21 protein-coding genes are annotated in these 25,679 nt (G+C 68.0%); 15 read left to right on the plus strand and 6 right to left on the minus strand.

Features of this window, described 5'->3' with window-relative positions:
• The first annotated feature begins 506 nt into the window (after nucleotides 1–506).
• The 4 genes from U4Y91_RS19640 to U4Y91_RS19655 all read left to right on the plus strand — a co-directional run bounded on the left by U4Y91_RS19640 (nucleotide 507) and on the right by U4Y91_RS19655 (nucleotide 4,141).
• On the plus strand, nucleotides 507–2,057 hold the full coding sequence (locus U4Y91_RS19640; protein ID WP_321806460.1) for a diguanylate cyclase domain-containing protein: 1,551 nt from the start codon (nucleotides 507–509) through the stop codon (nucleotides 2,055–2,057).
• Between the two features lie 273 nt (nucleotides 2,058–2,330).
• On the plus strand, nucleotides 2,331–2,606 hold the full coding sequence (locus U4Y91_RS19645; RefSeq protein WP_321806461.1) for a hypothetical protein: 276 nt from the start codon (nucleotides 2,331–2,333) through the stop codon (nucleotides 2,604–2,606).
• A 243-nt stretch (nucleotides 2,607–2,849) separates the two neighbouring features.
• Entirely contained in the window at nucleotides 2,850–3,884 is a 1,035-nt protein-coding gene (locus U4Y91_RS19650; protein ID WP_321806462.1) for a succinylglutamate desuccinylase/aspartoacylase family protein, read from the plus strand.
• A 47-nt stretch (nucleotides 3,885–3,931) separates the two neighbouring features.
• Nucleotides 3,932–4,141, plus strand: a complete 210-nt coding sequence (locus U4Y91_RS19655) for a type II toxin-antitoxin system MqsA family antitoxin (protein WP_321806463.1) — start codon at nucleotides 3,932–3,934, stop codon at nucleotides 4,139–4,141.
• A 145-nt stretch (nucleotides 4,142–4,286) separates the two neighbouring features.
• Here the strand turns inward: U4Y91_RS19655 and U4Y91_RS19660 are convergent, their stop codons facing one another.
• Nucleotides 4,287–4,571, minus strand: coding sequence for a hypothetical protein (locus tag U4Y91_RS19660; protein WP_155636938.1), 285 nt, complete (start codon nucleotides 4,569–4,571; stop codon nucleotides 4,287–4,289).
• Between the two features lie 708 nt (nucleotides 4,572–5,279).
• Nucleotides 5,280–6,062, minus strand: coding sequence for an alpha/beta hydrolase (locus U4Y91_RS19665; protein WP_321806464.1), 783 nt, complete (start codon nucleotides 6,060–6,062; stop codon nucleotides 5,280–5,282).
• Between the two features lie 917 nt (nucleotides 6,063–6,979).
• Here U4Y91_RS19665 and U4Y91_RS19670 point away from each other — a divergent pair.
• The 6 genes from U4Y91_RS19670 to U4Y91_RS19695 all read left to right on the plus strand — a co-directional run bounded on the left by U4Y91_RS19670 (nucleotide 6,980) and on the right by U4Y91_RS19695 (nucleotide 13,822).
• A complete protein-coding gene (locus U4Y91_RS19670) occupies nucleotides 6,980–7,540 on the plus strand; it encodes a GNAT family N-acetyltransferase (protein WP_321806465.1) in 561 nt (186 codons plus the stop codon).
• Between the two features lie 62 nt (nucleotides 7,541–7,602).
• Nucleotides 7,603–8,544 carry an ABC transporter substrate-binding protein gene (locus tag U4Y91_RS19675; protein ID WP_321806466.1) on the plus strand — a complete coding sequence of 314 codons (942 nt, stop codon included), beginning with the start codon at nucleotides 7,603–7,605 and terminating at the stop codon, nucleotides 8,542–8,544.
• A gap of 39 nt (nucleotides 8,545–8,583) precedes the next feature.
• Nucleotides 8,584–9,642 (plus strand): LLM class flavin-dependent oxidoreductase, encoded by a 1,059-nt coding sequence (locus U4Y91_RS19680; protein WP_321806467.1) that lies wholly within the window; start codon nucleotides 8,584–8,586, stop codon nucleotides 9,640–9,642.
• A 7-nt stretch (nucleotides 9,643–9,649) separates the two neighbouring features.
• Nucleotides 9,650–11,008, plus strand: coding sequence for an LLM class flavin-dependent oxidoreductase (locus tag U4Y91_RS19685; protein WP_321806468.1), 1,359 nt, complete (start codon nucleotides 9,650–9,652; stop codon nucleotides 11,006–11,008).
• A gap of 59 nt (nucleotides 11,009–11,067) precedes the next feature.
• Nucleotides 11,068–12,855 carry an amino acid ABC transporter permease/ATP-binding protein gene (locus tag U4Y91_RS19690; protein WP_321806469.1) on the plus strand — a complete coding sequence of 596 codons (1,788 nt, stop codon included), beginning with the start codon at nucleotides 11,068–11,070 and terminating at the stop codon, nucleotides 12,853–12,855.
• A 34-nt stretch (nucleotides 12,856–12,889) separates the two neighbouring features.
• Entirely contained in the window at nucleotides 12,890–13,822 is a 933-nt protein-coding gene (locus U4Y91_RS19695) for an ABC transporter substrate-binding protein (protein ID WP_321806470.1), read from the plus strand.
• Nucleotides 13,823–13,956: 134 nt separating this feature from the next.
• Here U4Y91_RS19695 and U4Y91_RS19700 read toward each other — a convergent pair whose 3' ends face one another.
• Together U4Y91_RS19700 and U4Y91_RS19705 are read right to left on the minus strand one after the other, a co-directional pair.
• Nucleotides 13,957–15,057, minus strand: a complete 1,101-nt coding sequence (locus U4Y91_RS19700; RefSeq protein ID WP_321806471.1) for an LLM class flavin-dependent oxidoreductase — start codon at nucleotides 15,055–15,057, stop codon at nucleotides 13,957–13,959.
• Between the two features lie 52 nt (nucleotides 15,058–15,109).
• A complete protein-coding gene (locus U4Y91_RS19705; RefSeq protein WP_321806472.1) occupies nucleotides 15,110–16,075 on the minus strand; it encodes an ABC transporter substrate-binding protein in 966 nt (321 codons plus the stop codon).
• Nucleotides 16,076–16,376: 301 nt separating this feature from the next.
• On the opposite strand from U4Y91_RS19705, the gene U4Y91_RS19710 reads away from it, so the two are divergent.
• The 3 genes from U4Y91_RS19710 to U4Y91_RS19720 all read left to right on the plus strand — a co-directional run bounded on the left by U4Y91_RS19710 (nucleotide 16,377) and on the right by U4Y91_RS19720 (nucleotide 19,636).
• Complete coding sequence (locus U4Y91_RS19710; RefSeq protein ID WP_044844586.1) at nucleotides 16,377–17,294, plus strand: serine aminopeptidase domain-containing protein; 918 nt, start codon at nucleotides 16,377–16,379, stop codon at nucleotides 17,292–17,294.
• Entirely contained in the window at nucleotides 17,291–17,722 is a 432-nt protein-coding gene (locus U4Y91_RS19715; protein WP_321806473.1) for a MarR family winged helix-turn-helix transcriptional regulator, read from the plus strand. Before U4Y91_RS19710 ends, U4Y91_RS19715 begins: the two co-directional genes overlap by 4 nt.
• A 453-nt stretch (nucleotides 17,723–18,175) precedes the next feature.
• Nucleotides 18,176–19,636, plus strand: coding sequence for a sialidase family protein (locus U4Y91_RS19720; protein WP_321806474.1), 1,461 nt, complete (start codon nucleotides 18,176–18,178; stop codon nucleotides 19,634–19,636).
• A gap of 64 nt (nucleotides 19,637–19,700) precedes the next feature.
• Here the strand turns inward: U4Y91_RS19720 and adhP are convergent, their stop codons facing one another.
• The gene (adhP, locus tag U4Y91_RS19725) at nucleotides 19,701–20,729 is read right to left on the minus strand and encodes an alcohol dehydrogenase AdhP (protein WP_321806475.1); all 1,029 of its coding nucleotides are present in this window, start codon (nucleotides 20,727–20,729) and stop codon (nucleotides 19,701–19,703) included.
• Nucleotides 20,730–21,191: 462 nt separating this feature from the next.
• Here adhP and U4Y91_RS19730 point away from each other — a divergent pair, with 462 nt between their 5' ends.
• Both U4Y91_RS19730 and otsA read left to right on the plus strand, forming a co-directional pair.
• Entirely contained in the window at nucleotides 21,192–23,219 is a 2,028-nt protein-coding gene (locus U4Y91_RS19730; RefSeq protein ID WP_321806476.1) for a TonB-dependent receptor, read from the plus strand.
• Nucleotides 23,220–23,684: 465 nt separating this feature from the next.
• Nucleotides 23,685–25,091 carry an alpha,alpha-trehalose-phosphate synthase (UDP-forming) gene (gene otsA, locus U4Y91_RS19735; RefSeq protein WP_321806477.1) on the plus strand — a complete coding sequence of 469 codons (1,407 nt, stop codon included), beginning with the start codon at nucleotides 23,685–23,687 and terminating at the stop codon, nucleotides 25,089–25,091.
• A 22-nt stretch (nucleotides 25,092–25,113) separates the two neighbouring features.
• On the opposite strand, the gene U4Y91_RS19740 is transcribed toward otsA, so the two are convergent.
• On the minus strand, nucleotides 25,114–25,581 hold the full coding sequence (locus tag U4Y91_RS19740) for an OsmC family protein (RefSeq protein WP_321806478.1): 468 nt from the start codon (nucleotides 25,579–25,581) through the stop codon (nucleotides 25,114–25,116).
• Between the last annotated feature and the right edge of the window lie 98 nt (nucleotides 25,582–25,679).

Here is a 25,679-nt window from a genome sequence, read left to right on the forward strand (position 1 = left end):
GGGGGGAACCTCCTGATGCGGCTCGGACAGCGATCGGGTGTCGCGGCGTTCGGAGCGGCGCGCATTCTGGCATTGTTTTTGATATATCGCCTATAGTATTTCTCACATGAAATGCTTATCGGATTTCTTATAACGGGATTCGGACGAGCTGCGGCGCCCGGTCGCGGGCGGCACACGAGCGCGACGGCGCGGTGTCGCGCCGGCCGCATCGATGGCTGCCGGCCGCATCGTGCGCCATCGGCGGCCCCCGTGCGGCGCGCGCCGAAACGGTCCGCGCGCAGCTGCCCGAGATCGTTCCGTCGGCAACGATCCTGCCTGCGCATCGGCGAATCCGCAAGACGCGCGCGGACGAGGTTGACGACGACGCGCCGACGTCCGCGCATGGCACGCGCGGCCGATGTTTCATGGTAATGTCATGCGCATCCGGTTCGCCGGTCATCCCGCCCCGTGCCGGGCGGGGCGGGGCGGCCGGCGATGCACCGCATCGTGTCGAGGTCAAAATAGCCATGGCAGTCAAGGCACGCCTCCTGAACGCCGTTCTCGCCACGCCCCCCTGCGGCGATCACTACGTGACGGCCGCGCTGCGCCCGTCGATGCTCGTCACGCTGTTCGAGGACGTGCGTCCGATGGCGCTGTCCGGCCTCGCCAGCGCGTTCGTCGCGGCGATCGCGCTGATCCGGCTGCAACAACTCTGGTGTTTCGTGTGGCTCGTCGTCGATGTCGGCCTGCTCGCCGCGCGGCTCGCGATCGCACGTGCGTATGCGGTACGTCGTGCCGCCGGCGACGATCGCGCCGAATACTGGGCACGGCGCTATGCGCCCGTGTCGCTCGCCGCGTGCTTCGTGCTCGGCGTCGGCGTGATGGGCTGCGTGGATGCGCCCGACGTCGAGCTCGGCACGCTGGCGGTGATGGTCGCGGGCGGCGTGTTCGGCGGGATCGCGTCGCGCAATTCGGCGCTGCCGCGGCTCGCGATGACGCAGGTCACGCTCGGCGTCGTGCCGATCGGCGTCGGCGCGCTGCTGGTCCAGCGGCCCGGCGCATGGCTGCTGCTGCCGCCGCTCGTGATCTATCTCGCGGCCATGCGTACGGTCGTCGAGCGCCATTACCGCGTGCTGGTCGCGCTGATCGCCGCACGCCAGCGCAACGCCGAGCTCGTCGCGCGCTTCGACGCCGCCCTTACCTACATGCCGCACGGCCTGTGCATGATCGACGGCGAAAGCCGCGTGATCGTCGCGAACCGGCGCACCGCGCAACTGTTCGGCTCGCCGCGCGAGATCATGCTGGACACGCCGCTGCCCGACGTCGTCGCGGCGCTCGGCGCGAACGCGCTCACCGATCCCGACGGCGCCAGTCTCGCCGTGCAATGCGACCTCTGGCTGAACCATGACGAACCGGAGCCGCTCGACATCGCGCTCGCCGACGGCCGCCAGCTCGAACTCACGCGCCACCGCGTGCCGGACGGCAACGCGGTGATCATCGTCGAGGACGTCACCGCGCGCCGCCAGACCGAGCAGCATATCCGGCACCTCGCGCGGCACGACGCACTGACGGGATTGCCGAACCGCCACGAGTTGCATGCGCAACTCAAACGGATGCTCGCGCACCGGCCGCACCTGCCGAGCCCCGCGCTCGCCGTCATGTATCTCGACCTCGACGGCTTCAAGGCGATCAACGACCGCTTCGGCCACCAGGCCGGCGACGAAGTGCTCATGCAGGTCGCCGAGCGGCTCGGCAAGACGCTGCCGCCCGGCGAACTGGCGGCGCGGGTAGGCGGCGACGAGTTCATCGTCGCACTCGACGCGACCACGATGCAGGCGTGCTCGGTCCTCGCCGCGCGGATCATCCGGCAGATCTCGGCACCGTACACGCTGTCGATCGGCGAGACCGTCGTCTTCGGGATCAGCATCGGCATCGCGCTCGATGACGGGCACGGCTCCCCCGACGAACTGATCCGGCAGGCCGACAGCGCGCTGTACGACGCGAAGTCGGCCGGCAAGGGCATCTACCGCTTCTATTCGGCCGGAAGCAGCCGCGTGACGCCCGCGACCGCGAGTTGAGCGCGAGCCCGTTCCCGCCGGCCGCCGCCGCACTGTCCTGCTCGCCCGTTCGCTTCCCGCGATTCATTCCGGAAACGCCTTGCGTGGTTCGACGCGTGCGCGCGGGTGTTCCGCCGCGGCCGCCCGTGTCACGTGACGTGTTCCGTAACATCGGCCCGCGCCGCGCGTAGCGTTCGCCGCAGAAGCCCGCACGATCGCGACGGCGCGCGGCATTTCATGGCTGGCACTCTTATTGCTCCTTGACCAGGAAACAGCATGTCAGGGAGGCCACTCATGAATACCGTCGAAGTCCTCAGCCGCGCGGAAACGATCGATCAACTGGACGTGATCGACGGTGCCTCGCTGATCCGGCGGCTCGTTTCCGAGCGCCGCATGCCCGCCGCGCGTGAAGCCGCGTGCGTCGACCATCCGCCGCTGACGCTGTACGGCGCGTTTCGCCAGGGCGTCACCGATCACGCGGCGCGGCGCGCGAATCCGTATCGCGCCGGCAGCCGTTTCTGGACGCTGTGGGAAGAAGGCCGTATCGAGGCTGAAACATCGGGCCGCTGACGCGCTCGCGCGCCGGCGCCGTCGCGGCAAGGGGCTGACGCGCAGCGCGGCGTGCGCAGGCGGCCGGCCCGCACGCCGGCATGCGTTTCAGCGCTGCAACATCGCGCGCGGCTGCTCCGGTTGCGCTTGCCGCGCGTTCGCGCACGGGCCGCCTGACGGCGCTCTACATCGGCCGCACCGCGCGCCGCGCGGCGGTCGTTTCCCGATAAGATGGCAGATTCCCGTTCTTCGAACGATGTCGCCATGACCGCCTCCTCCTCACACCGAAATCCCATCCACTGCGAAATCGATCTCGATGCGCAAGGCAAGCATGCGGGCTATCTGCGCCTGCCGCATTCGGTGCATCGCTCCGCGTACGGCTGGCTGCCGATCCCGATCGCGTCGATCCGCAATGGCGACGGCCCGGTCGCGCTCGTGATGGCCGGCAACCACGGTGACGAATACGAAGGCCAGATCATCGTGTCGCAGCTGATGCGCGAGATCGACCCGGAGAGCGTCACCGGGCAGCTGATCCTGCTGCCGATGGCCAATTTCCCAGCGGCCGACGCGGGCCTGCGCGTGTCGCCGCTCGACGAAGGCAACCTGAACCGCAGCTTTCCCGGCGACCCGACCGGCACGCCGACGCAGATGATCGCCCACTACATCGAGCATGCGCTGCTGTCGCGCGCGCAGTATCTGGTCGACCTGCATTCGGGCGGCAGCTCGCTGCTGTACCAGGGCGGCAACATGCTCGCGATCGACCCGCTCGACGACGACGAAGCGGCGAAGCTCAACGGGCTGCTCGTCGCGTTCGGGTTGCCGAACGCGCTGCTGCACGCGCCGAACCCGGTGCATTCGGCCTCGGCCGCGCGCCGGCAGGGCGCGATCTCGATCGTGACCGAACTCGGCGGTGCGGGGATGGCCGATCCGTCGCTGATCCGGCTCGGCCGCCACGGGCTGCTGCACTATCTCGGCTACATCGGCCTGCTGCACGGCGCGCTCGTGCCCGACGCGCCGCCGACCGTCACGCGCTTCCTGCGCGTCGACGGCGATCGTCACTTCGTCTACGCGTACGAACGCGGGCTGTACGAACCGCTCGTCGAACTCGGCGACCAGGTGAAGGCCGGCCAGCCGGCCGCGTGGGTGCACTTCCCCGATACGCCGCTGCGCGAACCGGTGCTGCATCGCTTCAAGGGCGATGGTGAAGTGGTGTGCAAGCGTGTGCCCGCGCAGGTGCGGCGCGGCGATTGCCTGTTTCAGCTGGCGGAGGCGTCGACGCCGCCGCGGGTCATCGGGTGATGTGCGCGGGTAATGTGCGTGATCGAGTCGTCGAGGAGATCACGAAGATGAAATGTCCGGCCTGCGGTGAAGTCGAACTGGTTCGCGACACACGCGATATTCCGTATGCGTTTCAGCGTGTGGCCACGGTCGTTGGAGGTATAACGGGCGACTTCTGCCCGGCATGCGGCGAAGCGGTGCTCGATATCGAAAATGCCAGTCGTCTCGGTGATGCGATGACGCGGTTCGCCACACAATTCGACGGACGGGCGAACTAGACGCACGTCGTGGTTCGATGGGATGAGGGCCGCTGCGTAGATGGCGCGTCATGACCGGTACCGACCCGAAGCGGTCCTTTAGTGATTTGCAAACGGTCATTCAATCGACCAACCACAGTCTTTGTTGTCAACAATCCGACGATGTCTATAAGCCGACAAACATAACAAATCCTTTCGTCCACTCGATTTTTCCGATTTGATCCACTTTCCAATAGACTTCTGCGGACACACCGTAAGATAGGAAGCCCTCGCCTTTACGGAAAAAGTCGGCAGCATGAATCGACCGGTCTGTCTGGCAGACACCGTCAAGGTGAAATCCTTGTTCAGCAAGGATCCTTTCGAGTTTCTGAGCATCCGATCCAGGAGGGAAACCGGCATTCAATCGGGCGTCAAGTTCAGGCGATGTTCCAAGCCGCCCCATGGTTTTCAACGTTTCCTGTCCGATCCTGTCCTTAGGCGGGCACGCGCCCCAGTAACCACCACTCGCCGTCACGTTTTGCAATAGAGCAGGCCACTTGCCCTGTTCCTGCTTGCAAGCCCCAAGACACAGGCAGAGAACAAATGTCGTAGCAATCGAAATGTAAGAGTGAAGACTGGATCGCATATTCGTGCCCCTTGTCTCAAGCACTTTGTTCTAGTTGCGTCTCGGTTGTTTGCCGGCGATGTACGTTTCCCTGCCCCATAAGAACTGGACTGATTGTTACCGATCTCTCCGATGCCGTCGATTGACCGCTCCTGGCCGACATCTGCCCGACGCGATCGGCCGTCCCCGCCCCGTCTCGCCCGCTCGTTAAGCGCCACCGAATGTCGACTGTGTTGCGGATTTCAGCCGTTCCTGCTGGTCACGCCTGAAATCAATCAGGCGCGGGCGCGGCGACGAATATAGACGTCCGTCCGGTTGCCACGTCGGACAAGGCATCAAGGAGCGGCGCTGCGTGCTGTCGGGGCCGGGTGCCAGCTTCGTGCCCGATTCCAGGCAGGAAGGCTCTTCAGCGACAGCCAATTGTCGGTACCACGGAAGGCTCAGAGAATTGAATGTCTCAAGACTGACGCCGCGGGCCCTGCATCCGCAGGCAAGCCCGTGAGACAGGCAAAGGCAAGCAGGAGCGGGCTGATGCAAGTCTCTACAAGTAAAGCGCTATCGGCTCGCCTGCATGAATGCGAGCAATGCCGCGCCGACTTCATCGTCGGCTGTGTTGAACGAGTCGACCACGGACATGTGATTGTGTCCCGCGAAGCGTGTCCACGTCGGGCAGCGCTGTGCATCGCATAGCGCTGCCCTCAGTTGCGTCGCGTAACCCTCAATTTCGGGCGGATCAAACTCACCCATTGTCACCATGATCGGTAGCGGCGTGCTCAGCATGCCGGGCAGCGACGACCGCTCCGCATACACGCTCGCGTCTTCGCCGAAATACGCGTCGCGCACCGGTCCTTTCGCGCGGGCGGGATCGATGATGCTGGGCGATATCAGGGCGACGCCTGCCAGCCCGACACCCTGCGGTCCGTAAAAGCGCGGCTGCGCGACATAGCTGGCTACGTGCGACGCCCCGGACGAATGGCCGATGAGAAATATCCGCGATGGAGCGCCGCCTTGCGCGGCGATGTTCTGTTGCACCCAGCGCACCGCAAGCCCCACGTCTTCCGCGCCCGATGGCCAGCGGTTTTGAGGCGCCAGCCGATAGTTCACGTTCACGCCGATCATCCCGTGATTCGCGGCCCAGAGCATGATGTTGTCGTAGAACGGGGTGTCGGGTGCATGCTTGTCGCCGCGGACATAGCCACCGCCGTGCACGAAGATCATCACGGCACGCGGCGACGATGGAGCGGCTTCGGGCACGAACATGTCGAGACGCTGCTTTTCGTCCGGACCATAGCTCGCGTCTCGCGTGACATGTACGCCGGCATAGGACTGAACTTTCAACCGAGGCGCGTAGAGCGCACCCGTCGCGACAGGGTCGATGACGCGTCCGATGGCGGCTAGTTTTGGTGAGATGTCCGGGGGTGGCTCGGCTCGCGCAACCAGGCTAATTGCGACGCAGCCGGAACCAACGACAACCCATGCAAACCCGCGGTGTTTCATATCGCCTCCCCGAACGGATCACGGCCCTGCAATCATCTCGCCCGTTCAGAGGTTAGTCCATCGCGGCGCAAATCGCTATTGAGATATGGCAAGAACGAGCCGGCCGACCTGATCACCGCGGGACCGGCCGCCGCGGCTTCTTCGAGCGACGCTCGTGCGGCACCACCCGGAAGGTCGGCGGCGCAGAGGCGCTTCCGCCGACCATCACGCAGAGGCTACGCGCCATGGTCGGCGAGGCGTTGCTGAGCCGTCTGGGTTCGACTTCGCTTACCTCCGACGAGCAGCACAACGGCATAAACCGATTCCACGGCCGTCGCGTGCCTACCAGAGAGCGGTCGGTCGAAGGAAGCTGGTGGGTGACTCAAATTGGCCGCTTCCTGCCAAGTCTGATCGCCCCCCAATCGGCAATGCCCAGAGACCATCGAACAACAACATCGTGCAAATTCATGGCGTTCACATGCGTCGCACACACATCTAACTGGCTCGGCTCTGCACTACCCTCGATCGCCTCCCCCACCCCACTCCCCCTGCAAGCCTTCTGACGCTCCCCGCGAAATCCTTATCGAAATTGCTTCGTTCGTCTTTGCCGGCCGCGCCGCTAACGTGTTCGAAACGGCGGCGGCACGCCGGATGCAGCGCAGGAAGCACCGCGGCCGCCGTCATCACGACAACCGCGTCGCGATAACGGAACAGACCGGCCGGGCGGTGTGCCCCGCCCCCGCCAGGAACGTCCGCATCGCGCGCCCTACGCGATGCCCATGGCCACGAACGACCGCATCCTCGACACGACGCCGCTCGACGTCCGCGCCCAGCCGTTGATCGACGCGCTGATCGACGAATACGCGACGCGCTACGACGCGTACCGCCCCGACAGCCGCGCGTCCGCACGCGACGAACTCGCGCGCTACCCGGCCGAGCTGTTCGCGCCGCCCGAAGGCGCGTTCGTGCTGCTGCTGCGCGACGGCGAGACGATCGGCGGCGGTGCGTTCAAGCGCTACGACGCGCAGACCGCCGAACTCAAACGCATCTGGACCCGCGCGGACCTGCGCCGCCAGGGGCTCGCGCGCCTGATCGTCGACGCACTCGAACTGCGCGCCGCGCAGCTGGGCTATCGGCGCGTGTACCTGACCACCGGCTTTCGCCAGCCCGAAGCGTGGGCGCTGTACGACCGCACCGGCTATACGCGGCTGTTCGATTCGTCGATCGACCCCGAAGCGTATTTCCACCTGCGCTTCGGCAAGGATCTCGCCGATCCGTCGCGCACGTCGACGCTCGCCGACCTGTGGGCGCCGCTGCCCGAAGCGGTGCTGCCGCGCTGAACGCGTCGCGCCATCCGATTCCGCTCCCTCGCTCCCGACGACAACACAACAAGGACGCATCCATGCAACGACCCGTACCCTTCACGCCGCGCGCGCTCCGCACACTGGCCGCCGCGCTGATCGGCGTGACCGCGATCGCCGCGGCCGCCGCGACCTTCGACCTGAGCCCCGAGCAGCGCGGCCGCCCGCGCGGCACGGCCGATGCGGCCGTCGAGCGCACGGTGCCCGCATCGTTCAAGTTCGCCGAAGCCGGCACGCTGACCATCGGCGTCGCGCCGAGCCTGCCGCCGATCAGCACGTATGCGACCGACGCGCGCACCGTGATCGGCTTCGACGCGGACGTCGGCCAGCTCGTGTCCGACAGCCTCGGCCGCAAGCTGAAGATCGTCCCGCTCGCATGGGCCGACTGGCCGCTCGCGCTCGAATCGGGGAAGGTCGACGCGGTGATCTCGAACGTCACCGTCACCGAGGAGCGCAAGCAGAAGTTCGATTTCTCGACCTACCGCAAGGACCAGGTCGGCTTCTACGTGCGCAACGACAGCAAGATCCAGTCGATCCGCGAGCCGAAGGACGTCGCGGGGCTGCGCATCGTGACCGACGCCGGCACCAACCAGGAAAAGATCCTGCTCGCGTGGGACCGCGAGAACGTCGCGCACGGCCTGAAACCGGTGCAGGTGCAGTACTACGACGACCAGGCGATGCGGATCGTCGCCGTGCAGTCGGGCCGCGCCGATGCCGTGTTCAGCGTGAACTCGGTGCTCGCCTACCAGAGCGCGCAGCAGGGCAAGACGCGGCTCGTCGGCGCGATCAGCGGCGGCTGGCCGCGCACGGCCGACATCGCGATCGCGACGCGCCGCGGCAGCGGGCTCGCCGATCCGCTGACGGTCGCGCTGAACGGGCTGATCAAGAACGGCCGCTATCAGCAGATCCTCGACCGCTGGAACCTCGCGTCCGAAGCGATCGACCAGTCGCGCACGAATCCGCCGGGTTTGCCGAAGAGCTGAGCGCCGCCCCTTCACGCCTTCGCAGGAACGCCGAACACCATGTCTTACTCGCTTTCATTGCTGGACAAGAGTCCGATCGCCGACGGCGCGACCGCCGCCGACGCGCTGCGCTTCACGACGACCCTCGCGCAGCGCGCCGAACAGCTCGGCTACGAGCGCTTCTGGGTCGCCGAGCATCACGGCGCGCCCGGCTTCGCGAGCTCCGCGCCCGAGATCGTCGTCGCGCACCTGCTCGCGCACACGTCGCGCATTCGCGTCGGTTCGGGCGGCGTGATGCTGCAGCACTACAGCCCGTTCAAGGTCGCCGAAACCTTCAAGCTGCTCGCCGCGCTCGGACCGGGCCGCGTCGATCTCGGCGTCGGCAAGGCGCCCGGCGGGCTGCCGCTGACCACGCGCGCGCTGCAGTGGTTTCACGACAAGGCGAAGAAGCCCGGCTTCGCGGGCCAGCTTGCCGAACTCGATGCGTTCCTCGGCTGGGGTGTCGCCGAAGATCATCCGCTCGCCGGCGCGGTCGCGATGCCGGTGCCGCCGCACGCGCCGGAGCGCATCCTGCTCGGCGGCTCGCCCGACAGCGGCGCGCTCGCCGCCCGCCACGGCTGGCGCTTCTGCTACGCGGGGCACTTCAACGGCGACGACGCGAACCTCGAACGGTCGCTCGCCGCCTACCGCGACGCAGGCGGCACGCGAGCGCTCGTCGCGCTGTACGCGGTCGCCGCGCCGACCCGCGACGAGGCCGAGCAACTGATCGGGCCGCTGAAGATCTTCAAGCTGCAGTTCGCCGGCGGCCAAAGCTTCAACCTGGCGAGCGCGCAGGCCGCGGCCGAATTCGCGCGGCAAAGCGGCGCGTCCGACTACCGGATCGACGAGTTGCGCCCGACCGTGCTGGCCGATACGCCCGAGCGCATCCACCGCGCGCTCGACGCGCTGAGCCGGCGGCTCGACGTCGACGCGTTCGTGATCGACTCGCCGGTGACCGATTACGCGGCACGGCTCGCGTCGGCCGAATGGCTCGGCGGCGCGCAGTCGATCACCCCCGTACAGGCAGCCCTCACGGCCGAACGCTCCCTTCGTTCCCTTTCCCCCGACCAGAACGCGTAACGCTCTCATGACGACCCGACGATCGATTCCCTTCGGCCTGATGCTGCAAGGCGCAGGCAGCCACATGAATGCATGGCGGCACCCGAGCAACCCGCCGGACGCGAGCATCAACCTCGACTTCGTGATCGGCATCGCGCGCAAGGCGGAAGCCGCCGGCATCGCGTTCGCGTTCGTCGCGGACGGCCTCTACATCAACGAGAAGTCGATCCCGCACTTCCTGAACCGCTTCGAGCCGCTTACCGTGCTGTCGGCGCTCGCGGTCGCGACGAAGAAGATCGGCCTCGCGGGCACGATCTCGACGTCGTACAGCGAGCCGTTCACGGTCGCGCGCCAGCTCGCATCGCTCGACACGATCAGCGGCGGGCGCGCGGGCTGGAACGTCGTGACGACGCCGCTCGAAGGCACCGCGAAGAATTTCGGCAAGGTGCATCCCGAGCACGCACTGCGCTACGAGATCGCTGACGAATATCTGGACGTCGTGCAGGGACTGTGGGATAGCTGGGACGACGACGCGTTCGTGCGCGATCGCGCGACCGGGCGCTTCTTCGATCGCGACAAGCTCCACACGCTCGATCACCACGGCCGCTTCTTCCAGGTTGCCGGCCCGCTGAACATCCAGCGCTCGCCGCAGGGGCAGCCGGTGATCTTCCAGGCCGGCTCGTCCGACACCGGCATCGGGCTCGCGGGCAAGTACGCGGACGCCGTGTTCACGCACTCGCCGTCGCTCGACGAAACGGCCGCGTTCACGCGGCGCGTGAAGCAAAGCGCGGTCGAGCACGGTCGGCAGCCCGGCGACGTGAAGATCTTCCCGGGCGTCGGGCCGATCGTCGGCCGCACGGCCGCCGAGGCGGAAGACAAATACCAGGCGATCCGCGACTTGCTGACGATCGACGAGGCGCTCGCGTATCTCGGCCGCTATTTCGACCACCACGATTTCACGCAGTACGCGCTCGATGCGCCGTTCCCCGAACTCGGCGAAATCGGCCGCAACAGCTTCCGCTCGACCACAGACCGGATCAAGGCCGACGCAAAGCACAAGCACCTCACGCTGCGCGAGACGGCGCTCGCCGTCGCGACGCCGCGCCCGAACTTCATCGGCACGGCCGAGCACGTCGCCGACGAGCTGATCCGCTGGCACGACGCCGGTGCCGGCGACGGCTTCATCCTCGGCTTCCCGGTGCAGGCACAGGGCGTCGACGACTTCGTCGACCTCGTGATTCCGGCACTCGAGGCGCGCGGCCGCTATAGCCGCGACCTGCCGGGCAGCACGCTGCGCGACCACCTCGGCCTGCCGCGCAAGGCGAGCCGCCATGCGGCGCCCGGCACGGTGCAGAAACAGGACGACGCGGCCGAAGCGCACGCATGACGCCGACGCGCCGCCGCGCGCGGCGCTTCCGGCCCACTCGATCGAGGACCCTCACCGACATGAGCGACACGACCCATCTCGGCGGCGCGCTGCCGCCGCTCTCCCCCTCCCGCGCCCGCGACGCCGGCGCGCACCTGCGGATCGTGCCGGCCCGGCACCGGTCGCGTACCGTCGGCACCGTGCTCGCGCTCGTGCTGATCGCGCTCGCGCTGTATTCGATCCTCGGCAACCCGCAATGGGGCTGGCCGGTGTTCGCCGAATGGTTCCTGTCGCCGCCGGTGCTGTCCGGGCTCGCGCGCACGCTGGTGCTGACGCTGCTCGGCGCGGTGTTCGGCTTCGCGCTCGGCGGGTTCGTCGCGCTGGCGCGGCTGTCGCGCTCGCGACTGCTCGCGGCGAGCGCGTGGACCTTCGTGTGGCTGTTCCGGTCGATTCCGCTGATCGTGCTGCTGCTGATCCTCAACAACCTCGGCTACCTGTACGAACACGTGCGGCTCGGCGTGCCGTTCACCGACATCGTGTGGTTCGACACACCGACCACCGACCTGATCAGCCCGTTCCTCGCAGCCGTGCTCGGCCTCTCGCTGAACCACGCGGCGTTTTCCGCGGAAGTGATTCGCGGCGGCATTCTCGCGGTCGACCAGGGGCAGCTCGAAGCGGCCGCCGCACTCGGCCTGCCGCGCGGCCGCCAGACCACGCGGATCGTGCTGCCGCAGGCGATGCGCGCGATCCTGCCGACCGCGTTCAACGACCTGATCTCGCTCGCGAAAGGCACGTCGATGGTCTACGTGCTCGCGATGCCCGAGTTGTTCTACACGGTGCAGGTGATCTATCGGCGCAATCTCGAAGTGATTCCGCTGCTGATGGTCGCGACCGTCTGGTACCTGATCATCCTGACCGTGCTGTCCGCGATCCAGGTGCAGGTCGAGCGCCACTATGCGCGCGGCGCGCTGCGCAACCCGCCGCCGTCGGCGCTGACGTTCGTGCTGGCGCGCGTCAGTGCGCTGTGGCGGCATGCGGCGGCGCGCAACGCAACGGCAACCGGCGTGGCGGCCCACGGCGACGCCGCGGCCGCGCCGGTGCAGCACACCGGCGGCGAAGTCGCCGTGCACAACGTATCGAAGCAGTTCGGCATGCAGCGCGTGCTCGACAACGTGTCGTTCGTCGCGCCGCGCGGCAGCGTGACGGTGATCGTCGGGCCGTCCGGTTCGGGCAAGTCGACGCTGCTGCGCACCATCAACCATCTCGAGCGCGTCGACGACGGCTTCATCGACATCGACGGCGAGCTGATCGGCTATCGGCGTGACGGCGACGTGCTGCACGAGCTGAAGGAGCGCGAGGTGCTGAAGCGCCGCACGGCGGTCGGCATGGTGTTCCAGAACTTCAACCTGTTTCCGCATCTGACGGTGCTCGAGAACCTGATCGAGGCGCCGGTCGCCGTTGGCGGCGTCACGCGCGAGGCCGCCGAACGCACCGCGTGCACGCTGCTCGCGCGCGTCGGCCTCGCCGATAAAGCCGATGCGTACCCGCGCCAGCTGTCCGGCGGCCAGCAGCAGCGTGTCGCGATCGCGCGGGCGCTCGCGTTGCGCCCGAAGGTGCTGCTGTTCGACGAGCCGACGTCGGCGCTCGATCCCGAACTCGTCAACGAAGTGCTCGACGTGATCAAGGAGCTCGCACGCTCGGGCACCACGCTCCTGATCGTCACGCACGAGATCGGCTTCGCGCGCGAAGTCGCGGACAACGTGCTGTTCATGGAGCGCGGCCGCATCGTCGAGTCGGGGCCGCCCGCCGTCGTGCTCGACGCGCCGGCCCATCCGCGCACGCGCGCGTTCCTGTCGCGGGTGCTCTGATGCACGCCGCTCACGACCTGCGAGGCAACCGACGATGATCGACCGACGCCAGTTCATCACCGCCACGCTGGCGGCCGCCGCCGGCCTCCGGTGGCACGCGGCCGAGGCCGCCGCCACGACGGCGGACCTCGATCCGCGCCAGGCCGGCCGGATCCGCGCATCGCGCGACGATGCGGCGATTCGCGCGGCAAGCAACTACCGCTGGGTACGCGACGGGGCCTTCACGGTCGCGATCTCGCCGCACGCGCCACCGGTATCGACCTATGCGACCGACGCACGCACCGTGGTCGGCGCCGATCCCGACTATGCGCAGCTCGTCGCCGACGCGCTCGGCCGCACGCTGGTTCTGGTGCCGATCGCATGGGCCGACTGGCCGCTCGGGCTCACGTCGGGCAAGTACGACGCGGTGATCTCGAACGTCGGCGTGACCGAGAAGCGCAAGGAGAAATACGACTTCACGACCTACCGGCTCGGGCTGCACGGCTTCTACGTGCGCACCGCGAGCCCGATCGCGAAGATCGCCGAACCGAAAGACGTCGCCGGCCTGCGCGTCATCACGGGCGCGGGGACGAGCCAGGAGCGCATCCTGCTCGAATGGAACCGGCGCAACGTCGCGCAAGGGCTGAAGCCGACCGAACTGCTCTATTTCGACGACGATGCGGCAGCACGCGTCGCGCTGCTGTCGGGCCGCGCCGATGCCGAGCTGAATCCGAACGCGTCGCTCGCGTACGAGGCCGCGCGCGACGGCAAGATCCGGCGGGTCGGCGTCGTCAACGCGGGCTGGCCCGCGAATGCGGACGTCGCGATCGCGACGCGCCGCGGCAGCGGGCTCGCGCCGGCGCTGACGCTCGCGACGAACGCGCTGATCGGCAACGGCCGCTACGGGCAGGCGCTGGCGCGCTGGGGGTTGCAGAGCGAGGCGGTCGCGCGCGCGGAGACGAATCCGCCGGGATTGCCGTCGTTTTGATTCGATGCGTCGATATGCTGACGCGCCTTTGCGCCGGCGCATCAAGCTCGCATCGGTCGGGCAGCAAATGAAATCGCCCCGGCATCCCGTAAAGAAGATGCCGGGGCGAACGGACGTGGGTGGGCCGTCGTTTCCTACGCCGTCACCGCCGCGCGATCGCGATGGCGGTCAAGTTCCGCGATGTGCGCGTGAATCGCAGGAATCAGCTTGCGTCCGTAATCCAGCGCATCGTCGAGCGGATCGAAACCGCGAATCAGGAACGTCGATACGCCGAGCCGGTAATACGCACCGAGCGCACGCGCGACCTGTTCCGGCGTGCCGACGAGCGCGGTCGAATTCCAGCGCGCGCCGGTCAGGTTCGCGACGCCCATCCACAACCGCTCGTCGAGCACGTCGCCCTGCGCGGCCGCGGCCATCAGGCGTTGCGAGCCTGCGTTCTGCGGCGCATGGCCATCGATCGGCTGGCCGTTCGCGAGCCGCGCCGCGCGCACGCGCGCACGGATCGCCTCGGCCTTCTCCCACGCGGCGGCTTCGGTGTCCGCGACGATCGGCCGGAACGACACGCTGATACGCGGCGCGCGTCCGAACGGCACTGCCGCGGCCCGCACGCGCGCGATCTGCTCGCGCACGGCCGCGAGCGGCTCGCCCCACGTCATGTAGACGTCCGCGTGCTGCCCGGCCACGGCCAGCGCGGCCGGCGACGAACCGCCGAAATAGATCGGCACGTGCGGCCGCTGCGCGCCTTTCACGACCGGCGACGCACCATGCAGCCGATAGAACTCGCCGTCGTGATCGACCGGTGTGTCGGCCAGCCAGATGCGTTTCAGCACGTCGAGATATTCGCCGGTGCGGCGGTAGCGCGCGTCGTGCGGCACGAAATCGCCATCGCGCTGAAGATCGGCATCGTCGCCGCCCGACACGACGTTCAATGCGAGCCGGCCGCCGCTGAACACGTCGAGCGTCGCGATCTGCCGCGCGGCGGCCGACGGCACGATCACGCCCGGCCGGTGCGCGAGCAGGATGCGGATGCGTTCGGTCGCGGCGGCCGCGAACGACGCCACGATGAAGCCGTCCGCCGCGTTGCTGAAATGACCGACCAGGATCTGGTCGAAGCCGGCGGCTTCGTGCGCCTGCGCGAAGCGCCGCACGTAGTCGGGCTGGACGGCGGCCCCGCCCGGTACGTCGACCTCCGCGCCGGGCGTCGCGGTGATCATGCCGATGATGTCGACGGGCATGTCGATGGTCCTTCTCGTTGTCGATCGGAAATGGCCGCGCGCTGCAGCACGCTCACTGCGCGGCGGCCGTCTTTTGCGCGGACGCCGCGAACGCGCCCGCATACGAGCGGTCGAGCAGCTTCGCCGTGTCGTACGCGACCGGAATCACGCCGGCCTTGTGCAGGAAGTCGGCGGTGTTCTGCGCATCCTTCGCGGCCGTGTCGTCGACCGGGCCCACGCGCTGGTGTGCGTTGTTGAGCCAGCGGTACGCGACGTCCGGCTCCAGCTTCGCGCGCTTCGCCCACAGGTCCGCGTACTCGCGAGGATGACTGTCGACCCACTGGCGTGCCGCCACCACGCGCTTCAGGAAATCGGTGATCTCCGCGCGCCTGCCGGTGGCCGCCTGCTCGTTCGCGGCGACGAAGCTGAGCGCGGGCATCAGGCCCTGCGCGGTCGTCACGGGCCGGGCGCCCTGGCGCAGCGCGAGCGTGCTGACGAACGGCTCCCACAGCGACACGGCGTCGACCGAGCCGTTCGCGAGCGCGTTGGTGGCATCGATCGGCATCAGGTACGCGTACTTGACGGAATCCGCGCGCAGGCCGGCGTGTTCGAGCGCGCGCAGCACGAGCTGCTGGCTCCACGCGCCGCGCCAGACCGCAATGGTCTTGCCCTGCAGGTCGGCGACGGTGCGCACCGGCGAGTTCTTCGGCACGAGGATCGCGACGCCGTCGAGGCTCTGCCGCGACACCGCGACGACTTTCACCGGCGCGCCCCGCGCGGCGAGCGTGAGCAGCGCGGAATCGCCGAGGAAGCCGACGTCGATCGCATTGCCGTTCAGGCTTTCGGCGACGGGCGCGGCGGCCTGGAAGTGCTTCCACTCGATCGTGTAAGGCAGGTCCTTCAACACGCCGGACGCCTCCATCGATGCCTGGATGTTGAAGTAGTTCTGTTCACCGACGCGCAGCGTGACGGTGTCTTTCGCGATGCCCGGCTGCGCGGCGAGCGCAAGCAGCAACGCCGTGACGATTCGGCTCAACAACGTGATCTCCCCGGAGGTTGGCGGGCGGCCGCGCGACGGCGGCGCCCTTGGGTTCGCCCGGCGCGACGGCTGGCGAACGGTATGGAACCGATGAAGATACGGCGATCCGCTTCATGAGACAAACGCAATATTCTGCTATGTAAAGATGCAAATGTTTTATGGAAAGATCGCCGCGAAGCGATGCCTTCAACCGGGCTTCGCGGGACGCCGTTCGAATGAACCCTCGACAGATATTTCGCACGCGAAATACATCGCGAACTATATTTCGCATACGAAATACCCACCCGGAACGAGGACGGCCATGACGTCAGAACCCATCGAGTTTTCCGCCGCCGACGGCTACACGCTGCGCGGCACGCTGTGGTCGCCGGACGCGCCGCCGCGCGCGCTGGTGTTGATCCATCCCGCCACCGCCGTGCCGGAGCGGCTCTACGCAGGCTTCGCGCGCTTCCTGACCGAACGCGGCTTCGCGGCGCTCACCTACAACTATCGCGGCATCGGCGCGTCGCGGCCCGCGCGGCTGAGCGCGCTGCAGGCCCGCATGCGCGACTGGGTCGAGCTCGACGTCGGCGCCGCAATCGCGTGGGCGCGCGCTACGCACGACGGGCTGCCGCTGCTGGCGGTCGGGCATAGCGTCGGCGGCCATGCGATCGGGTTGTCGGCCGGCACCGCGCACCTGCGCGCGGCCGTGCTCGTCGCCGCGCACGCGGGCAGCACGCGGCTGATTGCCCGCGCGGCCGAGCGGCTGAAGGTGCGGCTGATCCTGCGCGTGCTCGGCCCGCTCGCGTCCGCGCTGCTCGGTTACGTGCCCGGCAAGCGGCTCGGCCTCGGCGAGGATCTCCCGGCCGGCGTGTTCCGCGAATGGAGCCGCTGGACCACGCTGCCGCGCTACTTCTTCGACGATCCGACGCTCGGCGCGGCCGAGCGCTTCTCGAAGCAGCAGCTGCCGATCCTCGTGCTCGGCTTCGACGACGATCCGTGGGCGAACCCGCCTGCGATCGACCTGCTGGTAAGCTACCTGACCCGGGCGGCCGTCGAACGCCGCCAGATCGATCCGCACGCCGCGGGCAGCGGGCCGGTCGGACACATGGGCTTCTTCCGCAGCCGGCCAGGCACCGTGCTGTGGCCCGCGGTCGCCGACTGGCTCGCGCAGGCGCTCGACGCGCCGCGCGATGCGGGTCGCCCGTCCCTTTCCATTGCAGCCGGGAACCGAGCTTGAGCGAAGACCGACGACTGTTTTTCCTGTTGACCATCGGCCAGCGGCGCGTGCAGCGCTGGGTCGACCGCAAGGCCGAGACCGATGCGCGCGCGAGCGCCGCGCAGGCCGGCGTGCTGTTCTGCCTCGCGAGGCAGGACGGCGCGCTGATCGGCGAAGTCGGCGCGGCGCTGCAACTGGCGCCGTCCGCGATGACGGGGCTCGCCGACCGGATGGCGAAGGCCGGCCTGCTCGCGCGTCACGCCGACACGGACGACGGGCGTGCAACGCGCCTGTTCCTGACCGACGAAGGACACGCGGCGCTCAAGCGCGCGCGTGTGGCGCTGCGCGAGCTGAACGGCATGCTGTGCGACGGCTTTTCCGACGCCGAACTCGACGTCGTCGCGCGCTGGCTGCACGCATTGCAGGACCGCTTTCCGGCCGAGCGCTGAACCGCGCCGGCGGCGCGCCGCATCGGCACGAATCCGCGTAATCGATAGCGATTCGTTTTTTCGATTCGTTTTCCGAACTTTCAGGCGGCAAATTTTGCGTTCCGGTGGCATTGCTTCGGCAACGCTTTCCGGCTACGTACTGTTACAAAAAATTGCCTCCCGCGCCGCATATCGATCGCCTACATTGCAATCCACTTCGACGCATTCGTCGACTGCACGGCCTGGCCTTCCCGTCGCGTCCGCATTCCTGGACGCACCCGACAAGCAATGAAAACGAAGAGGTGTCTTGACCGACGTGCTGGCGGCCTCCAGCACACGCGGATTGCGATGACCGCAGCGGCTTCCCGAACGACACGATCCGACGCGTGGCACGGCATCCATTGCCGCGCGTACCGGTGCGCGTCGTGCCGCCGTGCCGCGCCATCGCCGCCGCACGTCAACGAGGAGCCGTCCATGCGACGCACGATCGTGTCCCACTCGCTTGTCCCCCGCCTCACCCGCCTGTCCGCCGCGATGGCCGTGGCGATGGCCACCGCCGCGGCCGCGCATGCCGATCCCGTGGTCGTGTCCGGCCCGAGCCCGTTCGCCGCCTGCACCATCGGCGGCCCCGGCACGAACTACGTGAACGCCGAGGTCGAACCGTGGCTGTCGGTCAACCCGGCGAACCCGACCAACATGATCGGCGTGTGGCAGCAGGACCGCTGGTCGAACGGCGGCGCCCACGGGCTCGTCGCGGGCTACACGTTCGACGGCGGCGCGACCTGGGCGCGCACGCCGCAGCCGTTCAGCGCCTGTGCGCCGGGCGGGCTCAAGTACGAGCGCGCGTCCGATCCGTGGGTCTCGTTCGGGCCGGACGGCACCGCGTATTCGGTATCGATCTCGTTCAACCAGTCGAACAACAGCAACGCGGTCGCGGCTTCGGTGTCGACCGACGGCGGACAGACGTGGAGCAGCCCGGCCGTGCTGATCGCGAACGACGAACCGACGACGCAGTTCTTCAACGACAAGGAATCGGTGACGGCGAACCCGGTGAAGGCCGGCACGGCCTACGCGGTGTGGGACCGCCTCGAACTGCCGAACGGCAACCCGTATGCGAACCTGCACACGGCGGCATACCGCGGGCCGACGTTCTTCTCGAAGACGGTCGACGGCGGCAAGACGTGGAGCCGTGCGAAGGTCATCGTCAACGTGCCGTCGCGTCAGCAGACGATCGGCAACCAGATCGTCGTCGATCCGAAGACCGGCACGCTCTACGACTTCTTCGACCTGATCCAGCCGCCGTTCAGCAAGGCGGCCGGCAAGGTCGCGTTCATCAAGTCGACCGACGACGGCGCGACCTGGACGAAACCGCGGGTGATCGCCGGGCTGCAGACGGTCGGCGTGACCGATCCGAACACCGGCGAACCGGTACGCACCGGCGACATCATTCCGGAACCCGCGATCGATCCGGTGTCGGGGCAGTTGTACGTCGTGTGGCAGGACAGCCGCTTCAACGGCGGCAACTACGACGAGATCGCGCTGTCGACGTCGAAGGACGGTGGCGCGAGCTGGAGCGCGCCGCTGCAAGTGAACACGCCGACCGGGCGTCCCGCGTTCAATCCGGCGGTGCGCGTCGACAATGCCGGCGCGGTGATGGTCAACTACTATGACTTCCGCGACCTGCAGGCCGGCAACACGACGACGCTGCCGACCGGGTTCTGGCGCAAGATCTCGCATGACGGCGGCACCACGTTCGCGGACGAGCGGCGCGTCGGCGGCCCGTTCGACATGAAGCTCGCGCCGAATGCGGAAGGCTTCTTCATCGGCGATTACCAGGGGCTCGACGTGCTGCCGTCGTCGTCGTTCCATCCGTTCTTCGTCCAGACCAACGCGGGCAACCTGACGAACCGTACCGACGTGTTCTTCGCGCCATGATGCGTGGGTGAGCGCAGCGCTGCCGCGACGTCCGTTGCGTCGCGGCAGCGCACCCGAATGCGCGTCAATGCATGTCGGTCAACACGATGCGACCGTCGACTTTCCCTTCGCGCAGCCGCGCGAATATGTCGTTGATGTTGCCGAGCCGGTCGCGCTGGATATGCGCGCGCACCAGCCCGTCCGCCGCGAAATCGAGCGATTCCTGCAGGTCGCGACGCGTGCCGACGATCGAGCCGCGCACCGTGATGCCGTTCAGCACCGTCGAGAAGATCGGCAACGGGAAATCGCCGGGCGGCAAGCCGTTGAGCGCCACCGCGCCGCCGCGTCGCACCATCCCGAGCGCCTGCGCGAACGCGCTGCGCGACACGGCCGTCACCAGCACGCCATGCGCGCCGCCGATCTCCTTCTGGATCACCTTCGCCGGATCGTCGGCCGACGCATCGATCGTCAGCTCGGCGCCCAGTTCGCGCGCGAGTGCGAGTTTGGCGGGAGACACGTCGATCGCCGCGACGTGCAGGCCCATCGCGCGCGCGTACTGCACGGCCACGTGGCCGAGCCCGCCGATGCCCGAAATCGCGAGCCACTGGCCCGGACGCGTGTCGGTGACGCGGATGCCCTTGTAGACGGTCACGCCCGCGCACAGGATCGGCGCGATCTCGTCGAACGCGACCTGCGCCGGCAGATGGCCGACGTAGTCGGGATCGGCCAGCACGTATTCCGCATAGCTGCCGTTGACCGAATAGCCGGTGTTCTGCTGCCCGTGGCAGAGGGTTTCCCAGCCGGTGTGGCAGTACTCGCAGTGACCGCATGCCGTGTAGAGCCAGGGCACGCCGACGCGGTCGCCCTCGCGCACGTGCGTGACGCCCGCCCCGACCGCCGCGACGACGCCCACGCCTTCGTGGCCGGGAATGAACGGCAGCGTCGGCTTCACGGGCCAGTCGCCGTCGGCTGCGTGCAGGTCGGTATGGCAGACGCCCGACGCCTTGATGTTGACGAGGATCTGGCCCGGGCCCGGCGTCGGAATCGGCACTTCCTCGATGCGCAACGGTTCGCCGAACGCGTGGACCACCGCCGCCTTCATGGTTTGAGTCATGCGTCGCTCCTGTCTGGTCGATGACCGGGCCAGTATCCGGGCTCGAAACCGGAACGACTTGATACGTATCAACGGAGCGGGAAACGCGCGTGATGATGGAGGATTCATCGCGAGACATATTGCGCGGGCCGCCGGTGCCGGCGCCGGTTTGACGGCCCGCCTCTGCTTTCGCCGCCATTTCCGCAGTTTGTCGCAAACCCTGCGGCATGCCGCCGTTTCGCTTGGAATTTGAAATGATATAACATATCATTTCGCGACCTCGTCCACCTGAAACCCTCTCATCCGGGTGGCCGGGCTACGCCGAGTCCAATCCAACCGGGTCACTGCGCGCCGCAAATGCAACAATATATCGTATCCAGCCTTGGCCCGCATGGCTCGCTTTCCGATCCGATACCAACCGATTCACCGACCATGCGCGACCTTCCTCGTCTACCGCTTCGCCCGCTCTCGCCCGTTTCGCTGATGCTTTTCGCCGCCGTCGCGCACGCGCAGGCCGATACGCCTGCCCCGTCTTCGCCGCCGCAGACCACACCGCTCGCGCCGATCTTCGTGACCGCGAACCCGCTCGGCGACACCGAGCTGATCGCGCCGACCGCGCAACTGTCCGGCGATGCGCTGACGCGCCGCCAGGCCGATTCGCTCGGCGAGACGCTCAACGGCCTGCCCGGTGTGTCGACCACCACCTACGGGCCGATGGTCGGCCGCCCGATCATCCGCGGGATGGACGGCGACCGGATCCGGCTGCTGCAGAACGGCGTCGCCGCCTACGACGCGTCGTCGCTGTCGTACGACCACGCGGTGCCGCAGGATCCGCTGTCGATCGAGCGCGTCGAGATCGTGCGTGGGCCGGCCGCGCTGCTGTATGGCGGCAACGCGGTCGGCGGCGTCGTCAACACGATCGACAACCGGATTCCGCGCGAAGCGATCGAAGGCGTGACGGGCGCGCTCGACGCGCGCTACGGCGGCGCGAACTCGGTGCGCGCGGGCGCCGCGCAGGTCGAAGGCGGCAACGGCCGCTTCGCGTTCCATGTCGACGCATTCGACCGTGAAACGAGCAAGCTGCGGATTCCCGGCTACGCGCGCAGCAGCCAGCAACGCGCGATCGACGATCCCGACACGCCGCAACCGTCCGGCAACGTGCCGAACAGCGACGGCCGCGTGCATGGCGGCGCGCTCGGCGCGTCGTACACGTGGGCCGACGGTTTCGCGGGCCTGTCGTACAGCGGCTACGAGTCGAACTACGGCTCCGTCGCCGAGGACGACGTGCGCCTGCGGATGCGCCAGGAACGGCTCGCGTTCGCGTCCGAGATACGCAACCTGAGCGGCCCGTTCACGAAGCTGAAGTTCGACTTCGCGTACACCGACTATCGCCACAAGGAAGTCGACAACGGCGAGACCGCCACCACCTTCCGCAACCGCGGCTACGAGGCGCGCATCGAGGCGCGGCATCGCAGGATCGGCCCGTTCGAAGGCGCGATCGGCGTGCAGTTCGGCCAGAACACGTTCTCGGCGCTCGGCGACGAACTGCTCGTGCCGTCCACGCGTACGAACAGCGTCGCGCTGTTCGGTCTCGAGGAATGGCAGGTCGTCCCGGCGCTGAAGCTGAGCCTCGGCGGACGCTTCGAGCACGTGAAGGTCGATCCCGATCCGGCCGGCGTGGAGAAATTCGCGCTCGCGCAGCCGCGCGACTTCAATGCCGGCAGCGTCTCGGCCGGCGCGCTGTTCTCGCTGACGCCCGTGTGGTCGGTCGCGGCGAACGTCGCCTACACGGAACGCGCGCCGACCTTCTACGAGCTGTACTCGAACGGCCCGCACGATGCGACCGGCCAGTTCCTGATCGGCAACCCGAACGCGTCGAAGGAAAAAGCCGTGTCGACCGACCTGTCGCTGCGCTACGCGAGCGGCCCGAACCGCGGCAGCGTCGGTGTGTTCTACAACCGCTTCTCGAACTACCTGACCGAGTACAACACGGGCCGCGTCGTGAACGGCGATGGCGAACCTGTCGCGCCCGGCGCAGATGATACGCTCAACGAAGCGATTTATCGCGGCGTGCGCGCCGAGTTCTATGGCGTCGAACTCGACGGCAAATGGCGCGCGTTCTCGCGGCGCGGCCATACGGTGGACCTGGAACTGACCGCCGACTACACGCATGCGCGCAACGTCGACACCGGCCAGCCGCTGCCGCGCATCGCGCCGCTGCGCGCGACGCTCGCGGCCGACTACGGCTACGGCCCGTTCGGCGCACGCGCGCAGGTCACGCACGCGTGGTCGCAGCACCGCGTGCCCGACAACGACTTCCCGACGGACGGCTACACGTCGCTCGGTGTGATGCTGACGTACAAGTTCCGTGTCGGCGCGACGCACTGGCTCGCGTACCTGCGCGGCGACAACCTGACGAACCAGGAGATCCGCTATGCGACCTCGGTCGTGCGCGGCTTCGCGCCGGAAGGCGGCCGCAGCGTGATGGCCGGCCTGCGCACGACGTTCTGATCGCGAGCCGGTGCGTTCGCGCCACGCGTCCCGCGCGTCGCCAACGCCCACCATGATCGATCGGCGCAGCCCGCCTGCGTCGATCGAAACCGTCGCGATCGACCGCGCCGGCGTGATCGAACAGCATCGATCGCCCTCGCCTTCGCTCCCCCTTCTCCGGTCCTCCACATTCCGTTGCGCACACGGCCGCTGCAGTGCCATGCAATTTCCAGTCCTGCCGGTCGAACGCGCGGAACGCCGCGCATCGCATCGCACCGACAGGCAGGATCGTTGATCCCGGTCATGCACTTTTAAATCAGCCGAATGACGAGTATGCTTAAAAAAGCACTCCACGTTCGAACGGCGAATCGCGCGCCCTGATTCCCGTCCGCTCGTATCGCGGCCCCATCGCGCCACGCGTCGATGGCGGCGTCCGCCTCACGCCCTGGCCGCACGAACCTTCCCCAACCATTCGCAGGAGAGCTGGTGAGCCGACTCGTCGTCGTATCCAATCGTATTGCAGATCCCCGTAAGGCCGCGGCAGGCGGGCTTGCCGTGGCCGTGAAAGACAGCCTGCAGGAATCGGGCGGCGTCTGGTTCGGGTGGAGCGGCAGGCTGCGCGGCGACGGCGACCATCCCGCGCACGGCGAAGACGTGCAGATCCAGAACGTCGGCGGCATCCAGCTCGCGACGATCGATCTCGATCCGCAGGATTACGACGCGTACTACCTCGGCTACTCGAACAACGTGCTGTGGCCGGTGTTCCACTACCGCCTCGATCTCGCGCAGTTCGACCGCCGCTTCGCGGACGGTTACCGGCGCGTGAACCAGTTGTTCGCGCGCAAGCTGAGCACACTGCTGCGCCCCGACGATATCGTCTGGGTCCACGACTATCAGCTGATTCCGCTCGCCGCCGAGCTGCGCGCGACGGGCTGCACGAACCCGATCGGTTTCTTCCTGCACATTCCGATGCCGCCGCCGCCGATCATGGCCGCGATCCCGGAGCACGAGTGGCTGATGCGCTCGCTGTTCGCCTACGACCTCGTCGGCTTCCAGACCGAATCGGACCTGCTTCACTTCGAGCACTACGTCGAGGCGGAAGCCGGTGCCGCGCGGCTGCCGGACGGCCGCCTGCGCGCGTTCGGCCGCACGCTGTCGGCCGGTGCGTTCCCGATCGGCATCAACGTCGACGAATTCGCGGCGCTCGCGGAGAATCGCGACGGCATCGATATGTTCGAGCGGATGCGCGACGAGTATTCGCGCCGCCAGCTGCTCGTCGGCGTCGACCGGCTCGACTATACGAAGGGGCTGCCGCAGCGCGTGCACGCGTTCCGTCAGTTGCTCGAACAGTATCCGGAGAACCGCGACCGCGCGACGCTGATCCAGATCGCCGCGCCGAGCCGCGAGGATCTCGGCGCGTACGACGACCTGCGGCGCGAGATGGACAGCCTGTGCGGCGCGATCAACGGCGACTACGGCGAACTCGAGTGGATGCCGATGCGCTACATCCACCGCACCGTCGCGCGCAAGCGCTTGCCGGGCCTCTACCGCGCGAGCCGCGTCGCGCTCGTCACGCCGCTGCGCGACGGGATGAACCTGGTCGCGAAGGAGTTTCTCGCCGCGCAGGACGAGGCCGACCCGGGCGTGCTCGTGCTGTCGCGTTTCGCGGGCGCGGCCGAGCAGCTGAAGCCTGCGCTGCTCGTCAATCCGTACGACACGCAGGGCACCGCGCAGGCGATCCAGCGCGCGCTCACGATGCCGCTCGACGAACGCCGCCAGCGTCACGACGCGCTGATGGCGATCGTGCGCAAGACCGACGTGCACTGGTGGCGCACGCGCTTTCTCGAGGCGCTCGCCGAGGCGGCGGAAGTCGCCGCCGCGACCGAGTCCTGACGCGCCGGGTCCTGCCGCTCGCTCACACGCCGGTCATCTCGCGGTCGAGCACCGCACCGTTCACGTCCTGCACCGCCACCGCGATCGGAATGCCTTCGCGCATGCTCTCGGTCACCACGCAATACGCATCGAACCGGTCGAGCATGCGCGTCGCCGCCGCGAGATCGGCCCATGCCTTGCCGACCGACAGCGTCACGGCCATCGCGCCGACGCGCACCCTGCCCGCATCGTTCTGCACCATGTCGACGTCGATATGCGCGGTGACCGGCTGCGGATCGACGCGCTGCTTCTCGAGCGCGAACAGCAGGCTCGCCGCGAGGCAGCTCGCGACCGCCGCGGCCAGCAGCCGGACCGGGTTCGGGCCGCGGCCGGCACCGAGCGGCGGCGGCTCGTCGGTGAGCACCGGCGAAAGTTCGGTGCCGGCAAACGTGACTTCGAAACTGAAACGCGCATGCTGCGCGACATCGACCGATACGTGCGCCTCGCTCATGGCGACTCCGTGACTCGAAAAAGGGAAAGGAAACGCCGGCGCAACGCCGTGCCGGCAAGTGCGAATTGCAGCGAAGGCGCGGCTCGATCATGGCCGCC

Source organism: Burkholderia sp. BCC1993, from assembly GCF_905339865.1.
In the GTDB taxonomy this organism is placed as follows: domain Bacteria; phylum Pseudomonadota; class Gammaproteobacteria; order Burkholderiales; family Burkholderiaceae; genus Burkholderia.